This window comes from Rhizobium leguminosarum bv. viciae USDA 2370 (assembly GCF_002008365.1).
In the GTDB taxonomy this organism is placed as follows: Bacteria; Pseudomonadota; Alphaproteobacteria; order Rhizobiales; family Rhizobiaceae; genus Rhizobium; species Rhizobium leguminosarum.
Genome location: NZ_MRDL01000051.1, coordinates 749,147 through 765,599, shown reverse-complemented (window position 1 = coordinate 765,599; position 16,453 = coordinate 749,147). Strand labels below are relative to the sequence as shown.

The window sequence follows — 16,453 nt, the reverse complement described above, 5'->3', positions numbered from 1 at the left end:
ATCTCCGGCTCCGTCAGGGAAACGATCCCCCGACGGGCAGAAGTGTAGGCGATTTCTGGCGCAAGAAAAGCGGACTTTACGACCAGCGCCGGAAGAGGGCGCTGGCATTCACCCCGCCGAAGCCGAAACCGTTGGTTATCGCGTAGTCCATCGCCAGCGGCCGCGCTGTCTTGCCGACGATATCGATGCCGTCGGCGGCCGGATCCGCATGTTCCAGGTTGCGGGTCGGCGGCGCGATCTGGTCGCGCAGCGCAAGGATGGTGAAGATCGCTTCCAGCCCGCCGGCGGCGCCAAGCAGGTGGCCGGTCGCCGATTTCGTCGCGCTGACGGCAATGCCGCCATTGCGGCCGAACACAGTGCCGATCGCCGCGATCTCGCCCCTGTCACCGACCGGTGTCGAGGTCGCATGTGCGTTCAGATGCCTGACCTCCGAAGCCGGGATCTTCGCCTGCTTGAGTGCTGCCTCCATCGCGCGGCGGGCGCCGTTGCCGTCTTCGGGGCCCGAGGTCATGTGATAGGCATCCGCCGCCGTGCCGTAGCCGACGAGTTCGGCGAGTGGCGTCGCGCCGCGGGCAAGCGCATGCTCCAGCGTCTCGATGACCAGTATGCCGGCGCCTTCGCCCATGACGAAACCGTCGCGCGCCGTGTCGAAGGGGCGTGACGCCAGCTTCGGCGTCTCGTTGAAACCGGTAGAAAGCGCACGCGCAGCGGCAAAGCCACCGAGGCTCACCTTGTCGATGCAGGCCTCGGCACCGCCGCAGATCGCCACATCCGCTTCGCCGGAGCGGATCAGCCGCGCCGCATCGCCGATCGCCTGGACGCTGGCCGCACACGCCGTCACCGGAGCGCCGAGCGGCCCCTTGAAGCCGTAGCGGATGCTGACCTGGCCGGCGGCAAGGTTGACGAGGAAGGACGGCACCGTAAAGGGCGACAGCCGCCGCACGCCGCGCGTTTCGCCGATCCGCACCGCTTCGGCGATCGCCGGAAAGCCGCCGACGCCCGACGCGATGATCGTTGCTGTGCGTTCGCGCTCGCCTTCGTCGGTCGGCATCCAGCCTGCCTGCTTTACCGCTTCTTCCGTCGCCGCCATGGCGAAGTGGATGAAGCGGTCCATCTTCTTCTGGTCCTTCGGCGTGATGTAACGGTCGGGATCGAAACCAGCGTCTGCATCTTCAGCGATGCTAGGAACGATACCACCCACCTTGGCCGAGAGTTCGCCGACGATATCCTCCGCCAGCACCCTCAGCCCGGATCCGCCGTCGAGAAGGCGCTTCCAGGCGGGCTCGACGCCGGTCCCGAGTGGCGAGACAAGTCCCATGCCGGTGACAACGATGCGATCCATTGTATTTTCCTCCGACAGCGCCACGCGTCTTTCAGACGCGCAAAGGACGCTGTAACTTTTTGAATTAATGCATCATTTCATCCGCAAATCGCTTCCGATTTTGAGGATGAAATGATGCATCAGGCGTCGATGCCGAGATACCAGGCGCGCATGCGGGCGATCCGCTCGTGCACTTCATCATCGGCGGCGGGGCCTGCAAGCAGGCTGGTGTTTTCGGGTGTCATTTGTTCGCCGGTCCGCGCATCGACCAGCATAGTCTCGCGCTCTCTGCCGGAAGCGGCATCGCCCAAGAGAAAGGCCAGGTCCACTGCGGGGATGTGCCGGCTTCCCCAGGAAAACAGCGTCATCAGAACAGGAAAGAAATCACGGCCCTTGTCCGTCAGCAGATATTCGTAGCGGGCAGGGCGCTGATGGTAGAGCCGCCGTTCGAACACCCCCTTTTCCGTCAGATGTTTGAGCCGCCGCGTCAGGATGTTCGGCGCCACGCCGAGGCTTTGCTGGAATTCGTCGAAGCGCGAAAGCCCCTGGAAGGCGTCACGCAGGATCAGCATGCTCCACCAGTCGCCGACGCTGTCGAGCGCGCGCGCCGCCGGGCATTTGAAATCGCTGAAGCTTGTTCGCTGCATGGCTGCTGTCATTATAGCAGTGACTATCATCATGCAAGTTACTATCTGGCGTCGCCCCCGAAAATGCGGGCGAGCAGAATTCCGGTGACGAGCATGCCGACCGCCACGAAGGTCGTATCGCCCGGCGTGCCGATATAGAGCGGCCCGACATTGGCAAACAGCAGGAAGGCGACGAGGAAATTCGCCCAGCCCCAGATGACATTGGCCGTCGGCGAGCCAAGCTTTGCCCCTTGCACGAATGGGATGCGGAACGGCCTGCCACTGACGCCGTTGACGAAATGTGGGACGCCGTTGGTCAGAAATGCCGCGGCGATGAAATGGGCGATATAGGCGATCCAGGGCAAAGGCTTCTCCTGAGCTGCACGGGTGGCGTCAACGGAGAATGTGGCCGGGATTTCGGCTCCGGCAAGAGGAGGAGGCGCGGCTGCCCGTGACGCTGTAGGCCCGCCGCCTGAAAGGCGACGGGCCGACCGGGTCAGACAAGCAGGATGTCTTTGAAGTGAAGTGCTGCGGAATTATCGAGATCCGCGACATGGATTGCCGCGCCCGCTGCGCTTCCATCTGCGTCAAAGGATAGAATGCCGCTCGCCTGATCGTAGATCAGCTTGTCATCAGCCTCCAGCGCTTTCGTTCCCAGCACGAAATTCTCATCCGAAAATCCGGATAGGCTGAGCGCGGCGAAAATCGAATGATCGAGCATCAGCTTGTCGCCCGCCGCGGAGGAAAAATCCCGGATCTTGTCGACGCTGACATTGTCGGGCTTCACATCGAAGACGAAGGTATCGCCTCCTCCGCCACCGGTGAGCGTGTCTGCACCGGCTTTCCCGAAGAGCTTGTCATTGCCGAGACCGCCGGTCAGCTGGTCGGCGCCTTTGCCGCCATTGATCGTGTTGCTTCCGTCGTTGCCGGTCAAAACGTTGGCCGTGTTGTTGCCTGTCGCGCTGAGATTGGCCGTGCCGGTCAAGGCGAGATTTTCGATCGTTCCGGCGGTGTGCTTCTGGTCGGCCAGGTTGAACGAGGTCGAAGCCTTGACGGTGTCCTTGCCGGCCCCGCCTGTCTCATCGGCAAAATCGCCGGCATTGTCGACCACATAGGTATCGTTGCCGGCGCGCCCCGACATATGGTCCGCGCCGGTGCTTCCGTCGAGAATATTGTTGCCGGAATTACCGACGAGAGTGTTTGCTAGGCCATTTCCCGTGCCGTTCAGATTGGCCGTGCCGGTCAGCGTCAGGTTCTCGACGTTTCCGATCGTGTGCGTCGTATCCTTGAGGCTGAAGCTGATCGACGACATGACGGTATCCGTCCCGCCACCCCGGCTTTCGTCGACGATTTGCGCGGGGTTGCTCACGGTGAATATGTCGTTGCCGGTGCCGCCATAGATATGGTTGGTTGCCGGCGGCGTGCTGGCACTGCCGCCTCCGATGTCGATGATGAGGGGATGGTCGACGACGTCAAGCGTCAGGGACGAGACGTTGCTGAGGCTTTTGATCGCCGTCGTTCCGGTCAGAGGGTCGAAGACCTTCACGGAGCCGAAGGATGCGCCGAGATCGACCTTGAAGCCTGTCGTCGCGGCCTGAATCGCCGTGTCGGTGGACTGGTTCCAGATATCGGGCTCGTTCCAGATGATGATCTGATAGCTTCCGTCCGATTTCTCCGTCAGCAGGCTGCGGGCCGAGGACGGCATGCCGTCGATCGAATAATTGAGGGTCCCCGCGCTGAAACTTGCCTTCTGAGCGCCGTCGTCCGCAAGGATTTCCGTTAGATTATGGATCGCCATCGCAGCCGGCTTGGCCGAATAGTCGAGATGAAAAAGGCCGAAATGCTTTTCCTGATTGGTGCCTTGCGGATCGGAATAGGCATCCAGCAGCTCGTAGATGAATGTATTTTTCGATCCGAGTGCGGCGCCGTCCATCAGCGTGTTGAGCAGGAGCTTTGCCTGCGTCGCTTCACTGACGCCTTCCCAGCCGCCATTGGTGTCGGCAGTCAGCGAGGTGTGGTAACCGGTCTCGGTGATTGCCAGGGGCTTGCCCGGATCGGCAGCGCGCTGAACGCCGGCTTCTCGGGAAAGCCACGAGTACGGCTGGTCGCCATCCTTCGCATAGGTATGGATCGTCGTGTAGTCCGAGGCGGAAGCGACGGTATATCCGGTAAAGCCGAGGACCGGGATATTTTTCAACAAGGGATCGGCGTTGACGGCGGCTGAGAGGTCCTTCTGATAGGCGACCGCTGCTGCCTGCCCGCTCAGGCCGTGATAGCTGACCGGCCAGTTGTTGACTTCGTTCGGGCCTTCGATGCCGACGACCGACCCGGGATGGGCCTGCACGAAATCATGCAGCCGCTGGGCGACAGTGGCGGGGTCGACTTCCCGCTGGGCGCTGAAGACGAATTGCACGCCGGCCTCTGCCGCATCGCCGAGATGCGTTTGGCCGTTGGGGTCGGAAGCGGAGTTGGGGGCGTGATCGCGAACCGTATCAAGGCCAAGATAATCGAGAGCCTTAACAACTTCTCCGACATTGGAATATTTTCCGTCGGTGTAGTCGATATGCGTATCAATTCCAAAGGAACGAACAATATCGTTTATTCTAACGGCTTGAGCCATAAGCTTTTCTCCCGGTTTACGAGGGAAGTGGCAATGGGAATTAATCCCCATCTGTTGGCGCCAATTCGATTTAATACACGAGGAGGGTCGTGCGGCGATGACTCGTTATCCATGATATATTGTTGCGAATGTGGCTCAATTCGAATTGTATTTATTATGTAATCTGCGCTTGCATTTTTTCGTTCGGCCGGATGATCATGCGCGAGTGGGACGGCCCATAGGCAGAGTCTGGCGAAATCCGACATGGTTTTGGAGGATCCGATGACTGTCAATGTTCAATTCCGGTTTCGCAGCGGCCTGCCATTATTGGCGTTCGACAATGTCCGTCTCCGCGGAAGTTGGGACGAGCAAGGTCACCCCTCGAATGATTGGACGTCTGTTCCTATGCAGCGCTCTCGTGACGAGGATGGCTATGATGTCTTTGTCATCAGGGTTCCCTTTCCCGATGACGAGATCGGCACGCATTTTCGATGGGGGATCGAACTGGGTCGACCCGGCGCTTCAAGCCTGTGGGCGATCGCCGGCGAATTGGACGACGAGGCCTCGTCGCGTCGCGAACGCTCGTTCGATCTCCAGCAGGGGATCGGGCCGCAGATCTATTATCTGACATGGATCGGCCGCCTGGGAGCGAACCGGGTTGAAAAGCGCGACGCTGCCGATGGCATCCGCTTTTCGGTCTGGGCGCCGAACGCCCGGGATGTCTTGCTGGTCCTGGCCGATCCGGCCATCGGCTATATCGCCGATGACGGCACCGGAGCGGTCGCAACCATCAAAATGCGAAGAACCGTCGACGGATTCTGGATCGCCGAAACCGGCGACGATGATGGCCTTTTAGATTTCGACAGCATGGTCGGCACGCCGTACATGTACCGCGTTACCAAGGATGATGGATCGCTCGCCTACCGCACCGATATCTGGTCCCTCATGCAGATTGGCGACGGAGACTTCGATCCCGATGGAGCAACCTATCACGGATCGCCGGCGGCATTGGACGGACCGCAAAGCTGTTCGGTCGTCTGCGACCCGAAGCGGGTGGTGCTCCCGTCCGGGCAGGAGCTTGCCGCCGAGGCGTTCTGGGCTGACGAATTCGCCGGAGGTCGAAAGCTTCCGGATCGGCTCGAGGATCTGGTGATCTATGAACTGCACGTCGGCGCCCTCGGTTTCGGCAAGGCCGCGCCCGGCACGCTTGATGATGCCATCGCCTTCGTCGAGCATTTCTCAGCGCTCGGCGTCAACGCCGTGGAATTGCTGCCGATCGCGGAATTCGAGACCCGGGCCAACTGGGGCTACGGCACGTCGCATTTCTTTGCTGCCGACCAGGGGGCTGGCGGCACCGACCGGCTGAAGATGTTCGTCAAGGTCTGCCACCAGCGCGGCATCGTTGTCATCCTTGATGTCTGTTACAACCATTTCGATCCGGATGGCGAGCGGGCGCAATGGGCCTATGATTCCAACGATCACACCCGCAATATCTACTATTGGTATGAGGGAAATCCCGGCGACTACGCCGATCCCAGAGGCGGCTACATCGACAATATCTCCACGGGGTGGGCGCCTCGCTTTGATGAGGAAGCCGTCCGCCAGCTTTTCATTTCGAGCGCGGCATTTCTCGTCTCCGTCTGCCACATCGATGGTTTCCGGCTGGATCAGACGAGTTCGATCCATCAATATCCGGTCCTGCATGCCGACGGCCGGCGCGCCGATCGGGCTGCCGCCTTCGGGGCCAAATTCCTGAAGCAGTGGACCCGCACGATGCGGCTGATCAAGCCACAGCTTTTCCTGACGGCTGAAGACTATTCGGATTGGTCGGCGATGACGGAACCAAGCCTGACCGGCGACGGACTCGGCTTCGATGCGACCTGTACGGCGATTTTCATCACAACCTCGTCGAATATCACGGCGGCGCACAGGCGCAGCTATTGAAGAATGCCGGTTTCGGAGACAAGCGGGCTTTGACCATGTCGTCTTTTGCCGGCGCATTGCAGACGAGCGCGCGATCCAAGGTGGTCTACAACCAGTCGCATGACGATTGCGGTAATCGTGAAGGATCGGCACGAACCGCGGTTATTGCGGTCAATTTCGCGCCTGTTGTCGGCGAGACCCGGGCATGGGCGGAGGCGAGATCGAGGTTCGCAGCGGCGATGACGCTGCTGTCACCTGGGACGCCGATGTTTTTCATGGGCGAGGAAATCGGCGCCCAGAAGCCCTATCGCTACAATGATTTCCTCGAGAACCGGGAGAATATTCTCGGCGAAGCGGATGGTGACGGGGCAGGGATGATCAGCTGTTATCGCGATCTGATCGCGCTCAGCATCCACCAGGACGCCATTCGCTCACGCAATATCGCCATTCCCCTGGTTCACGACGAAAATCGCGTGATCGCATTTCATCGATGGGACGATGGCGAGGATTTCCTTGTCGTGGGGTCGCTGAACGACGCTCCCTTCGAACACGGCTACCGGCTGCACAGCGAACGTCTGGGGGATGATCTCTGGGAGGAGATCTTCAATACCGATGCTCACAAATATGGCGGCTGGAACGTCGGCAACGGCGGCGGAAGAATTAGAGCCACAGCAGGAGTGCTCGATGCCGTGCTGCCGGCATCAGGCGTTCTGGTCTTTCGCAGGCTGTGACGCGCAACGCCCGGAACGGTCAGACGAAGCCGAACGGTAGATTTTCGACCTTCCTGTCTTTGCCGTAGTCGCGCTCATGCGGCGAGCGGCGGCGGCCGTCGCCGCGAGCGGACAGATCGATGCGGTTTTCGGCGAAGATCCCATCGGGCCAGGTGCCGGTGTCATGGCAATCGGCATCGAGCTTGGGGGCAAGAATTTTCAGGATCATTGGGTTCCTCCACGGCGCACCATCAACACTCGGAAAGGCCGTCTGGTTCCGTTTATAAACCCGGAATTATTAATAAATTAACCATAAAGCTTAAGGGCAAAGGTATCGCCGCATCGATCCCGTCATTCTCGCAAGTGACGCTAGTGGACGATTGGTGACGAGGACATCGATGCCAACATCCCTTCGGTCGCGCGGATCAGCCGCGCTGCGCGCGCCATCACGTCGGCTCCGGCCTCCGTCTCGGCAATCGTGGTTGCCATACTGTCCAGCCCGTCCGCCACCTGGATCAGCTTGGGTAGCATGTCGGCTCGTCCGACCGCTTCGGTCGATCTGGCGAGCTTACGCAGCGCCTCCGAATAGCTCGATATCAAAGCGAGTTTCTGGTCTGCGGGAATATTGGAGAACGAGCGTTTCTCGGAAGGCGACAGCGGCAATTTCGGCATGGATGCGACCTGTTGAACTGCGTGTGAACTCGAATAGCCGCTTTTTGTTCCGAGCTGGCCCATTATCCCGAGAGCCGATCGCTTGCTTTGAAATGGAACTCCGGAGCTTGCTTGCCGTTGAGAGGCATGAACACAGGAGGTTTCCATGCAGTTGATCGATACGCGAGTGACACAGGCCGGCGACATTTTCACCGTAGAATTTTTAGGCGAGGGAGGAGAATCGATTTCGGTCAAAATTGATAATTCTCACGGCGAGCTCGACGATAAGACGGCGGTCGATCACGCCAAGGTCATGATGGTTCAGCTGACCTCTTTTGCCGACCGTGAAGCAGATGGCAGCATCAACCGGTACGATGCCTTGAGCAACGGCAATTTCGACGAAGGCAGCAAGGGTTTGATCGGCCAGCCGAGTGCGCGTTCGGCCGGCGACAGGCAAACGCTGGAGGAGGAGCTCAACGAGGGCCTCGAGGACAGCTTTCCTGCAAGCGACCCGGTCTCGGCAACGGTGTCGTCCATTCCCGCCAACGCGCCACGGCATTGATTTCGCCGCGATCTCAATTCCAAATGCAGGCGAAGGCTGCCCCGGTTTCCGCGGGCAGCCTTCTTCTTACATGACAGATTGATGTCAAAACTGAGAAACAGCTGAAAACATCAGGTGTGTGATTGACATGGGAGCCTTCTAGAGAGGGCACGAGAAGGGGGCGCGGGTGACGCGCTGCCGACGTCTCGGAGACGCGCCCATGAAAATCATCCAGATCACCGACACCCATTTCAGCCCCGACAAGCCGCATTTCAACGGCAACTGGGCGCCGCTTCTGACCTGGATCGAAGAGACCGGCGCTGACCTGATCGTCCATACCGGCGATCTCACCGTCGACGGCGCCGACAAAGACGCAGACATCACCTTTTCGATGGATCTGATGCGCCGGGTGTCGATCCCGATGCTGATCGTCCCCGGCAATCACATGCGGCCACCTCAAGGGATCGGACCAGCCCGTCAATGCCGAGCGGCTCTCCCGCTGGCGCAGCCTTGCCGGCGACGACCGCTGGCTGGAGGATGCGGCCGGCTGGCGGTTCATCGGGTTGAACTCATTGCTTCTCGGTCATGAGGATGACGAGGAGGAGGCTCAGTTCGATGACAATGATCTGACACCCAGAGCATGATGCCGAAAAGTGTGAGCGGTTTTCGGACGACATCATGCTCTAACTCTTTAATTGAGAACAGGATTCAGATTTTAGGCCGACCGGGCCTAAAATCATCCTGTTCTAGGCAGAATTATCGACTTCTTATTTATTCACACACATCGAAGTTGCTGGGGAATGCAACCTGTGGAATAGTCAAGTTGACGCCATCTACCCACTTCATTCTCATCATCTGGACAAGAATGTCTTACAAAAAAATGGAATGCTCCACGGCGTGGCGGTTTTTTGCGACGGTCTCCCTTGTCGCAACCTTCGCATTGCCAGCCCATGCGGACACCCCGTCCGTGCCCTGGCCGCAAACGCAAAGCGACATCCGAGCCGAGTCCGATGTGCATTTTGGCACGCTCGCCAACGGTATGCGGTTTGCGATCATGCGCAATGTCACGCCGCCCGGACAGGCAGCTATCCGCTTTCGCATTGGCTCCGGTTCGCTCGACGAAAACGACGACCAGCAGGGCCTGGCGCATGTTCTCGAGCACATGGCCTTCAAGGGTTCGACTCATGTCGCCGAAGGGGAGATGGTCCGTATCTTGCAGCGCAAGGGCTTGGCCTTTGGGCCGGACACCAACGCCCATACCTCTTATGACGAGACCGTCTATGCGCTCGATCTGCCCGAGGTCGATGCAGACACAATTTCGACGGGCCTGATGCTGATGCGCGACACGGCGAGCGAGCTGACCCTCGATGCCAGCGCCTTTGATCGCGAACGCGGCGTCATCCTGTCGGAGGAGCGGTTACGCGACACGCCGCAGTATCGCGCATCACTCGGAATCATGAACTCGCTGCTCGCCGGCCAGCGCGCGACCATGCGCGCGCCGATCGGCAAAGCCGACATCATCAGCAATGCGCCCGTGGACCTCGTCCGTGATTATTACCGGGCCAATTACCGACCCGATCGGGCAACGCTGATAGTGGTGGGCGATATCGACCCCGCCGCCATGGAAGTCGAAATCCGGCAGCGCTTCGGCGACTGGAAGGCCGTGGGTCCGGCGCCGACAAAAGCGGATCTTGGCGCGCTTGTGACGAAAAGCGAAAGCGCCGAGGTCATCGTCGTTCCCGGCGGCATGACCAGCATACAGATCGCCTGGACGCGTCCCTATGACGCCGCGCCTGACACCTTCGCCAAGCGCCGCGCTGGGCTTATTGAGGATCTCGGTTTCCTGGTGCTCAAACGTCGGGTGAGCGCCATCGCCAGCAAGGCGGATGCCCCTTTCATCAGTGCGGACGTCGGCTCCCAGGATCTCCTCGATTCCGCCCATGTCGTCCTGATCGCGGCGAATTCGGAGCCGGACAAATGGCAGGCGGCGCTCACGGCCATTGACCAGGAACAGCGCCGGATCCAGGAGTTCGGCGTTGCGCAGGCAGAGATCGATCGCGAAATCCGCGAATATCGCTCCGCCCTGCAAGCTGCTGCGGCCGGAGCCGCGACGCGGATGACCACCGACATTGCTTCCATGCTGGCTCGCAGCGTCGATGACGATCAAGTCTTCACCTCACCCGCCGAAGACCTCTCGATGTTCGAGACGATGACGAACGGCGTCACGGCGGATGAGGTCAATCGGGCCTTGCAGCTTGCTTTCTCCGGCAACGGTCCGCAGGTCGTGCTGCAGGCGGACCAACCACCTGAGGGCGGAGCCGACACGGTTCGGCAGGTCTATGACGCTTCAAAGGCCATTGCCGTCTCGGCACCATCCGGTACAACTGACGTTGCCTGGCCCTACACCCATTTCGGCGAACCGGGCGCTGTGGTCGAACGTCGTGCGGTTGAAGATCTCGGCGTGACCATGGTGCGCTTTTCCAACGGCGTACGGCTTACAGTCAAGCCAACCAAGCTGCGTGCCAACGAAGTGCTGGTGCGCGAAGATATCGGCCGCGGTCGGTTGGACCTGCCGCACGACCGCTCCGCCGCGATCTGGGCATCTCCGGCTGTCGTGCTGTCTGGCGTAAAGGCCATGGATTACCAGGATATACAGAAAGCGCTGACGGCCAACATTGTCGGCGTCGACTTCTCGGTCGGCGACAGTTCCTTCAGGTTCGACGGTCGTACACGGACTGAAGATCTTGCGACGCAGCTGCAGCTGATGAGCGCATACACCTCCGATCCCGCCTATCGCCCCGAGGCGTTCAAGCGTGTGCAGCAGGCCTATTTGAGCGGCCTCGATCAGTATGACGCGTCGCCCGGCGGCGTTTTCAGCCGCGATTTCGCAGGTCTCGTGCATTCCGGCGACCCGCGCTGGACCTTCCCCGACCGCGCGCAGTTGTCCGCCGCCAAGCCAGACGAATTCGAGACACTGTTCCGGCCTATGGTTTCCAATGGCCCGATCGACATCACCATCGTCGGCGACGTAACAGTGGACGACTCAATCCGCCTGACGGCTGAAACCTTTGGCGCATTGCCGCCGCGCCCGGAGACGGCCTTGAGCAACGATCGGGACGACGTGCGCTTTCCGGCGACGACCGAGAAGCCCGTTTTGCAGACCCATAACGGCAGGGCGGATAACGCCGCCGCCGCGGTAGGAGCTTCCATCGGCGATTTGCTCTCCGATCTGCCCCGGTCCTTCACCGCCAATATTGCCACCCAGATTATCCAAAACAGGCTGATCGACCAGTTTCGCATTGCAGAAGGCTCAAGCTATGCCGTGCAGGGCGACGTTGACCTGTCAAGGGAAATCCCGGGCTACGGCTACGCATATTTCTACGTCGAGACCGACCCGGCAAAGGTTGCGCGCTTCTATGCACTTGTCGACGAGACCGCCAATGATCTGCGGTCGCATGACGTCTCCGAAGACGAGCTCGCGCGCGCCCGGGAACCCATCTTCGAGACATTGAAGCATCAGCAGCAGAGCAACGAATATTGGATCGCATACCTGCACCACGCTCAGACGGATTCGCGTCGTTTAGACCGGATACGCGATAGTCTCAGTGGCTACGGCAAGGTCACTGCCGGGGATATCCGCGCGTTTGCCACGGCCTATTTCAGCCCTGAAAAATTCTGGAAATTCGAGGTGCTGCCGGCGGCGGTACGATAGGGTGAGCACCGCTCACGAACGGCGTTTGACCACGCGCATGTTCATTTCCGAGCGAAGAGCGAAGCCCTGGGTTTCGTAGAGGGAAATGGCCGAGGTATTCGCCGCATAGGCATGTAGATAGGCCGTGTCGCCGGTGGACGCGATTTCGCCGGCGACGAAACGGAAGAGCAGGGTGCCGAGGCCGCGCCCCTGGAAATCGGGATGGGTGCAAAGTCCGCTAAGCTCGGTAAAGCCAGTCTGCCGCATCCGCTGCCCGGCCATCGCCACCAGGCGGCCCTCGCTTCTGATCCCCCAGAAGCTGCCGAGGCTCTGGGCTCGCAGGGTGAACGGCCCGGGTTTGGTCAGTGTCGCCAGCGCCAGCATGTCGGCGGCATCGGTCTCCGTCAGGGGCTCGATGCGGGGATCTGAAATCCTCTCATGGGGCCGCTCGGCCACCATCTGGACCACCGATGCCTCTGTGACGATAGCCAGGCTCGGTGGAATGGCGATCGGCCCGGCTTCGACGAGGATCATGCTCTCCTCCGGCGCCGGCAGTTCCTCCAGGGCGTCGAGGCTTTCCGGCGCATCGTTGGCGGACGCCGCGAAGGGGACGATTGACGGCGGGTATCGCCGTGCCTTCTCATTGCCTTCGGCAAGGTCGGCATGCGCGGTCTCCAGTGCGCTCCAGATCGGCCGGTCGAGAATATGTTTCATCATCCTTCCTCCTTGACAGGGCTGCGGCGCGCAAGCGGCGCCACCGCAAGCCCGTCCTCGATGGCGGCCAGCTGTTCGAGGATCGGCCCGTCGAAATCGCCGCAGAGATCGGCAACGGCGGCGGCGATGCGCGGCCAGATCACCTTCTTCGAATGATCGACGAGCTCCTGTCCCTTGTCGGTCAGCGAGACCAGCCTGCGACGCTGATCGTCCGGCGCCGGTTGCATGTCGACGTAACCGAGTTCGAGAAGCTGGCCGGTGGTCCGCGTTGCGCCGGGCTGGGTGATGCCCACCGCCTGCGCAAGCTCTCCGATCGTCAGCGGTCCGGCCCGGTCGATCGCTGCAAGGAACGGATACTGGCCCGCCTGGATGCTGAGACCGGCCTCGTCGATGACCTGCTGCGTATCGGCCTGCAGCCTTTCTCCGATGCGCCGCAGCCGGCTGCCCATGCAGAGAAACCCCAGCGTCCGGACCACATCCTCGACCATGCCGACTCTCCATTTGCATTGGATGTTATATAACATGTTATGAATTAAATTGCAATTCTTCGAAGGTGGTCGGCAGATGAGACCAGGGGAAGGGTAGCACGAGCAAGTGCCTCTATCAGCCCCGCCATTTCCTGGTCATCAGAAACACCGCCAGCACGCAGCTGAGCAGGCCAAGCGACAATGGCAGACCCTGATGTCCGATCAGTTGCATCGCCAGTCCTGTCGCGGGCGAGCCGACGATGCCGCCGATGCCCCATACCAAGGCGAAGGCCGCGTTACCGGCGATCAGGGCCTGACCGGCGAAACGCTCGCCGAGCTGAATCAGCGACAGGGTGTAGATCCCGAACGAGACCCCGCCCCAGACGAACACCAGCGGCCAGATAAGCCACGTGGTGAAGACCGACGGCAGCAGCAGGCAGCCGGCCAGGCAAACCAGGACGCAGAATAACATCATCCGCGTCGAGCCAAACCGTTCGGCGACCCGCCCGAGCAAAATCTGCAGCGCGGCATTGCCTGCGATGAAACAGGTGATGAGCGACGCGATGCGTCCCTCGGCAATGCCGAGTGCTGCGCCATAGACCGCAAACAGGGAAAGCAGGATCTGCTCGAAGGCGGCAGCCGTGAAAACCGCAAACAGCAGCAGCGGCGCCAGTACGAAGAAGCCTCCGACCGAGGTTGTTTCGCCTTCGTTAGGCATCTCGGGCAGGCGCGCGGCGACGGCAAGCACGATCAGGCCGCAGAGAAGAAAGGCCGTAATGCCGATCATGAAGGGCGGCCATCCCTCGGTGCCAGTGAGGCCGAGCGACAGTGGCCCGGTGGCGAAGCCACCCGAAACGATCGATGAATAGAGGCCCATGATCCGGCCCCGGCACGGCGCCGGCGTGATCGAGATCAGCCAGGTCTCGCTGATCACGTAAAGCGGATTGGCGAAGAAGCCGAGCAGGAAGCGCAGCGGCATCCAGGCCCAGATGTCCTGCATCCAGGCAATCGTAATCAGGGTGAGGGCAGCCAGGATCGAACACAGGATCGCCAGCCGCGCCCCGCCCAGGCACTGCGACAGCGCCGGAATGAAGGGCGCGGATAGGATAAAACCCAACGGCGTCATTGCCGCCGACAGGCCGATCAGGCCCGATGTCGTTCCCTGCCGCTCCAGGATGAAGCTGAGCAGCGGATAGGTCAGCCCCTGTGCCACGGCGAATACCGTGACGGTAGCGATGATGCCCGCCATGGCGGCCCATGGGATCCGATCCGTGCGCGCTGATGTGATGCTTTCAGCAGTCATGCAGATGTCCTCGTCAGACCGTATGGTGTGAGGGGCCGGGGAGCCCCAACGTCAAAGAGGATGAATTCTGCAGGAGGCCGGGAGTGCCGTACTTAAGCTTTCCCAAAAAGTTCTCAAAAACGTCCAAAGGGACTAAACAGGTCAGCATCGCATTTTGCCCCGACCGCAAGCCCTCACCACCGCAATTTCAGCCGGACATCATCAGGACTACAGGAAATGACCGCCTCACTTTCCTTTCTCGGCCTTCCCGATCGCCTCCCCGATGGGCGTTTGCCCCGCGTGGTGATCTTCGCAGCCGCTCACGGCAGCACCTATCCCGGCAAGGACAGTAGCGGCTACGCCCTGGCCGCTGATGCCATCCGCGTTGCGAGCCAGGAAGATGCCGGGCTCGTCGAACACTGGGATTTCGATCTCGGCGGCTCGCTGTTTGGTGGCAGGCCGGTCTCCTGCATCGACGCCGGCGACATCCCAACCACCCTGCATGACAATGCCGGCAACCGAGCCCGGATCGAAGCGAAGACGCGTAATGTCCTGTCAATGCCCGCCGTGCCGATCCTAGTCGGCGGCGATTGTTCCGTGACCATTCCCTTCCTCGCCGGCTTTGCGGATCACGGGCCGGTCTGGGTCCTGCAGATCGACGCCCATATCGACTGGCGCGACGAGGTGCATGGCGAGCGCCACGGCTATTCGAGCCCGATGCGTCGGGCGAGCGAGATGCCGCATGTCGTCGGCATGGTCCAGGTCGGCCTCCGCAGCGTCGGCAGCGCACGCCTCGCCGACATCGAAGCGGCGCGGGCCTACGGCAGCCGCTTCGTAACTGCCCGAGAGATTCATGCCGAGGGGGCCGAAGCCGCTCTCCGGCATATTCCGAAAGGAGCGCGGGTCGTCGTCACCTTGGACTGCGACAGCCTCGATCCCAGCATCATGCCGGGTGTGGCGGCGCGTACGCCCGGCGGCCTCACCTACACTGAGGTGATCGACCTGATCGCGGGCCTCGGCAGGCGGGCCAGAATCGCAGGATTCGACCTTGTCGAGCTCTATCCTCCTGCCGACATTGACGGCCTGTCGGCCCTGACCGCCGCGCGCCTCCTTGTCAATGCGTTCGGCGCCATCGTTCGGCAAGATTGAGACACTGCTTCCTCTGCGAGCGAGCAAGCAGTGCATGGTGCGGTGCGTTTTCGCTTCTAGGCGACCTTGCCCAGACGAGGCTCCGTCCCGGCCAGTAGCCGCCGAATGTTGGTGCGATGGCGGGCAATCACGTAAATGCCGCCTGCGATCACCAGCAGCCGATAGGGCAGCGGTTGTTCCAAGCCGCAGATGAGAGCGATGGCCGTCAACGCCGCCAGCATCGAACTCAGGGAAACAATCCGGAAGCCCGCCAGCGCAACGCCAAAAACCATCGCAGCACCTAAACCTACGGGCCATGACATCGCCAGCAACACGCCGAGCCCCGTGGCAACCGACTTGCCTCCGGTAAAGTTGAGCCAGACCGAACGGCCATGCCCTAACAACACGGCAAGTCCCGCCAGGCAAACAGCCCAAGGCTCTAAGATTTGCGGATCAAACGCTGTCGGTGGCGTGCCCGATGAGACTGTCGAGAACCAAGGGTAAAACCAGCGGGCAAAGACGACTGCTCCCACACCTTTCAGGACATCGACCAGAAGCACCACCAATGCAGGCCATTTGCCGAGCGTTCGCAATACGTTCGTTGCTCCGGTGGATTTGGAGCCATGCTCCCGGATATCGATGCCCTTGAGCAGTTTGCCCGCTAGATAGCCCGAGGGTGTGGAGCCGAGGAGATAAGCGATCGCAAATCCAACCGCACCCGCTATCCAGAAAACCATGGGAGTCACCTCGACGCTCTATTTTCAGGCCGTCATCATTTGGTCGTCACCGCCATCAGCCAT

General features: G+C 60.9%; 13 protein-coding genes and 2 pseudogenes. 5 read left to right on the top strand and 10 right to left on the bottom strand.

Annotated elements, in window-relative coordinates:
* Positions 1-76 precede the first annotated feature (76 nt).
* The 4 genes from fabF to BS629_RS30480 form a co-directional block, all read right to left on the bottom strand.
* On the bottom strand, positions 77-1,342 hold the full coding sequence (gene fabF / locus BS629_RS30495) for a beta-ketoacyl-ACP synthase II (RefSeq protein WP_018242022.1): 1,266 nt from the start codon (positions 1,340-1,342) through the stop codon (positions 77-79).
* 119 nt (positions 1,343-1,461) lie between these two features.
* Entirely contained in the window at positions 1,462-1,968 is a 507-nt protein-coding gene (locus BS629_RS30490) for a winged helix-turn-helix transcriptional regulator (RefSeq protein ID WP_026188388.1), read from the bottom strand.
* Positions 1,969-2,009: 41 nt separating this feature from the next.
* Positions 2,010-2,312, bottom strand: coding sequence for a hypothetical protein (locus tag BS629_RS30485; protein ID WP_018242024.1), 303 nt, complete (start codon positions 2,310-2,312; stop codon positions 2,010-2,012).
* Positions 2,313-2,443: 131 nt separating this feature from the next.
* Positions 2,444-4,567: a calcium-binding protein gene (locus tag BS629_RS30480; RefSeq protein ID WP_018242025.1), complete on the bottom strand. Its 2,124-nt coding sequence runs from the start codon at positions 4,565-4,567 to the stop codon at positions 2,444-2,446.
* 261 nt (positions 4,568-4,828) lie between these two features.
* Here BS629_RS30480 and BS629_RS40370 point away from each other — a divergent pair.
* Positions 4,829-7,200: pseudogene (locus BS629_RS40370) on the top strand (alpha-amylase family glycosyl hydrolase).
* Positions 7,201-7,219: 19 nt separating this feature from the next.
* Here BS629_RS40370 and BS629_RS30470 read toward each other — a convergent pair.
* Together BS629_RS30470 and BS629_RS30465 are read right to left on the bottom strand one after the other, a co-directional pair.
* Positions 7,220-7,408: a hypothetical protein gene (locus tag BS629_RS30470; protein WP_018242026.1), complete on the bottom strand. Its 189-nt coding sequence runs from the start codon at positions 7,406-7,408 to the stop codon at positions 7,220-7,222.
* Between the two features lie 140 nt (positions 7,409-7,548).
* Complete coding sequence (locus tag BS629_RS30465) at positions 7,549-7,914, bottom strand: hypothetical protein (RefSeq protein WP_018242027.1); 366 nt, start codon at positions 7,912-7,914, stop codon at positions 7,549-7,551.
* Positions 7,915-7,996: 82 nt separating this feature from the next.
* On the opposite strand from BS629_RS30465, the gene BS629_RS30460 reads away from it, so the two are divergent.
* The 3 genes and pseudogenes from BS629_RS30460 to BS629_RS30450 all read left to right on the top strand — a co-directional run bounded on the left by BS629_RS30460 (position 7,997) and on the right by BS629_RS30450 (position 12,083).
* Complete coding sequence (locus BS629_RS30460) at positions 7,997-8,392, top strand: hypothetical protein (RefSeq protein ID WP_018242028.1); 396 nt, start codon at positions 7,997-7,999, stop codon at positions 8,390-8,392.
* A gap of 199 nt (positions 8,393-8,591) precedes the next feature.
* Positions 8,592-8,988 (top strand): annotated as a pseudogene (locus BS629_RS30455) (metallophosphoesterase family protein); the annotation flags it as partial.
* A 248-nt stretch (positions 8,989-9,236) separates the two neighbouring features.
* Positions 9,237-12,083, top strand: coding sequence for a M16 family metallopeptidase (locus BS629_RS30450; protein ID WP_018242029.1), 2,847 nt, complete (start codon positions 9,237-9,239; stop codon positions 12,081-12,083).
* A 12-nt stretch (positions 12,084-12,095) separates the two neighbouring features.
* Here BS629_RS30450 and BS629_RS30445 read toward each other — a convergent pair whose 3' ends face one another.
* The 3 genes from BS629_RS30445 to BS629_RS30435 form a co-directional block, all read right to left on the bottom strand.
* Positions 12,096-12,776, bottom strand: coding sequence for a GNAT family N-acetyltransferase (locus BS629_RS30445; RefSeq protein ID WP_018242030.1), 681 nt, complete (start codon positions 12,774-12,776; stop codon positions 12,096-12,098).
* A complete protein-coding gene (locus BS629_RS30440; RefSeq protein ID WP_018242031.1) occupies positions 12,776-13,264 on the bottom strand; it encodes a MarR family winged helix-turn-helix transcriptional regulator in 489 nt (162 codons plus the stop codon). The genes BS629_RS30445 and BS629_RS30440 overlap by 1 nt, the downstream gene beginning before the upstream one ends.
* A gap of 115 nt (positions 13,265-13,379) precedes the next feature.
* Complete coding sequence (locus BS629_RS30435; RefSeq protein WP_018242032.1) at positions 13,380-14,546, bottom strand: MFS transporter; 1,167 nt, start codon at positions 14,544-14,546, stop codon at positions 13,380-13,382.
* A gap of 216 nt (positions 14,547-14,762) precedes the next feature.
* Between BS629_RS30435 and BS629_RS30430 the strand changes: the two genes are divergently transcribed.
* On the top strand, positions 14,763-15,674 hold the full coding sequence (locus BS629_RS30430) for an agmatinase (RefSeq protein ID WP_018242033.1): 912 nt from the start codon (positions 14,763-14,765) through the stop codon (positions 15,672-15,674).
* Between the two features lie 56 nt (positions 15,675-15,730).
* Here BS629_RS30430 and plsY read toward each other — a convergent pair whose 3' ends face one another.
* Positions 15,731-16,390, bottom strand: a complete 660-nt coding sequence (gene plsY / locus BS629_RS30425) for a glycerol-3-phosphate 1-O-acyltransferase PlsY (protein ID WP_018242034.1) — start codon at positions 16,388-16,390, stop codon at positions 15,731-15,733.
* Between the last annotated feature and the right edge of the window lie 63 nt (positions 16,391-16,453).

What these genes read in the sequence shown, in the direction of transcription:
- BS629_RS30480 (WP_018242025.1), bottom strand. Translation starts at nt 4,567, where the DNA reads ATGGCTCAAGCCGTTAGAATAAACGATATTGTTCGTTCCTTTGGAATT.
- BS629_RS30460 (WP_018242028.1), top strand. Translation starts at nt 7,997, where the DNA reads ATGCAGTTGATCGATACGCGAGTGACACAGGCCGGCGACATTTTCACC.
- plsY (WP_018242034.1), bottom strand. Translation starts at nt 16,390, where the DNA reads ATGGTTTTCTGGATAGCGGGTGCGGTTGGATTTGCGATCGCTTATCTC.
- BS629_RS30430 (WP_018242033.1), top strand. Translation starts at nt 14,763, where the DNA reads ATGACCGCCTCACTTTCCTTTCTCGGCCTTCCCGATCGCCTCCCCGAT.
- BS629_RS30440 (WP_018242031.1), bottom strand. Translation starts at nt 13,264, where the DNA reads ATGGTCGAGGATGTGGTCCGGACGCTGGGGTTTCTCTGCATGGGCAGC.
- BS629_RS30445 (WP_018242030.1), bottom strand. Translation starts at nt 12,776, where the DNA reads ATGAAACATATTCTCGACCGGCCGATCTGGAGCGCACTGGAGACCGCG.
- BS629_RS30435 (WP_018242032.1), bottom strand. Translation starts at nt 14,546, where the DNA reads ATGACTGCTGAAAGCATCACATCAGCGCGCACGGATCGGATCCCATGG.
- BS629_RS30490 (WP_026188388.1), bottom strand. Translation starts at nt 1,968, where the DNA reads ATGCAGCGAACAAGCTTCAGCGATTTCAAATGCCCGGCGGCGCGCGCG.
- BS629_RS30450 (WP_018242029.1), top strand. Translation starts at nt 9,237, where the DNA reads ATGTCTTACAAAAAAATGGAATGCTCCACGGCGTGGCGGTTTTTTGCG.
- BS629_RS30465 (WP_018242027.1), bottom strand. Translation starts at nt 7,914, where the DNA reads ATGGGCCAGCTCGGAACAAAAAGCGGCTATTCGAGTTCACACGCAGTT.
- BS629_RS30470 (WP_018242026.1), bottom strand. Translation starts at nt 7,408, where the DNA reads ATGATCCTGAAAATTCTTGCCCCCAAGCTCGATGCCGATTGCCATGAC.
- fabF (WP_018242022.1), bottom strand. Translation starts at nt 1,342, where the DNA reads ATGGATCGCATCGTTGTCACCGGCATGGGACTTGTCTCGCCACTCGGG.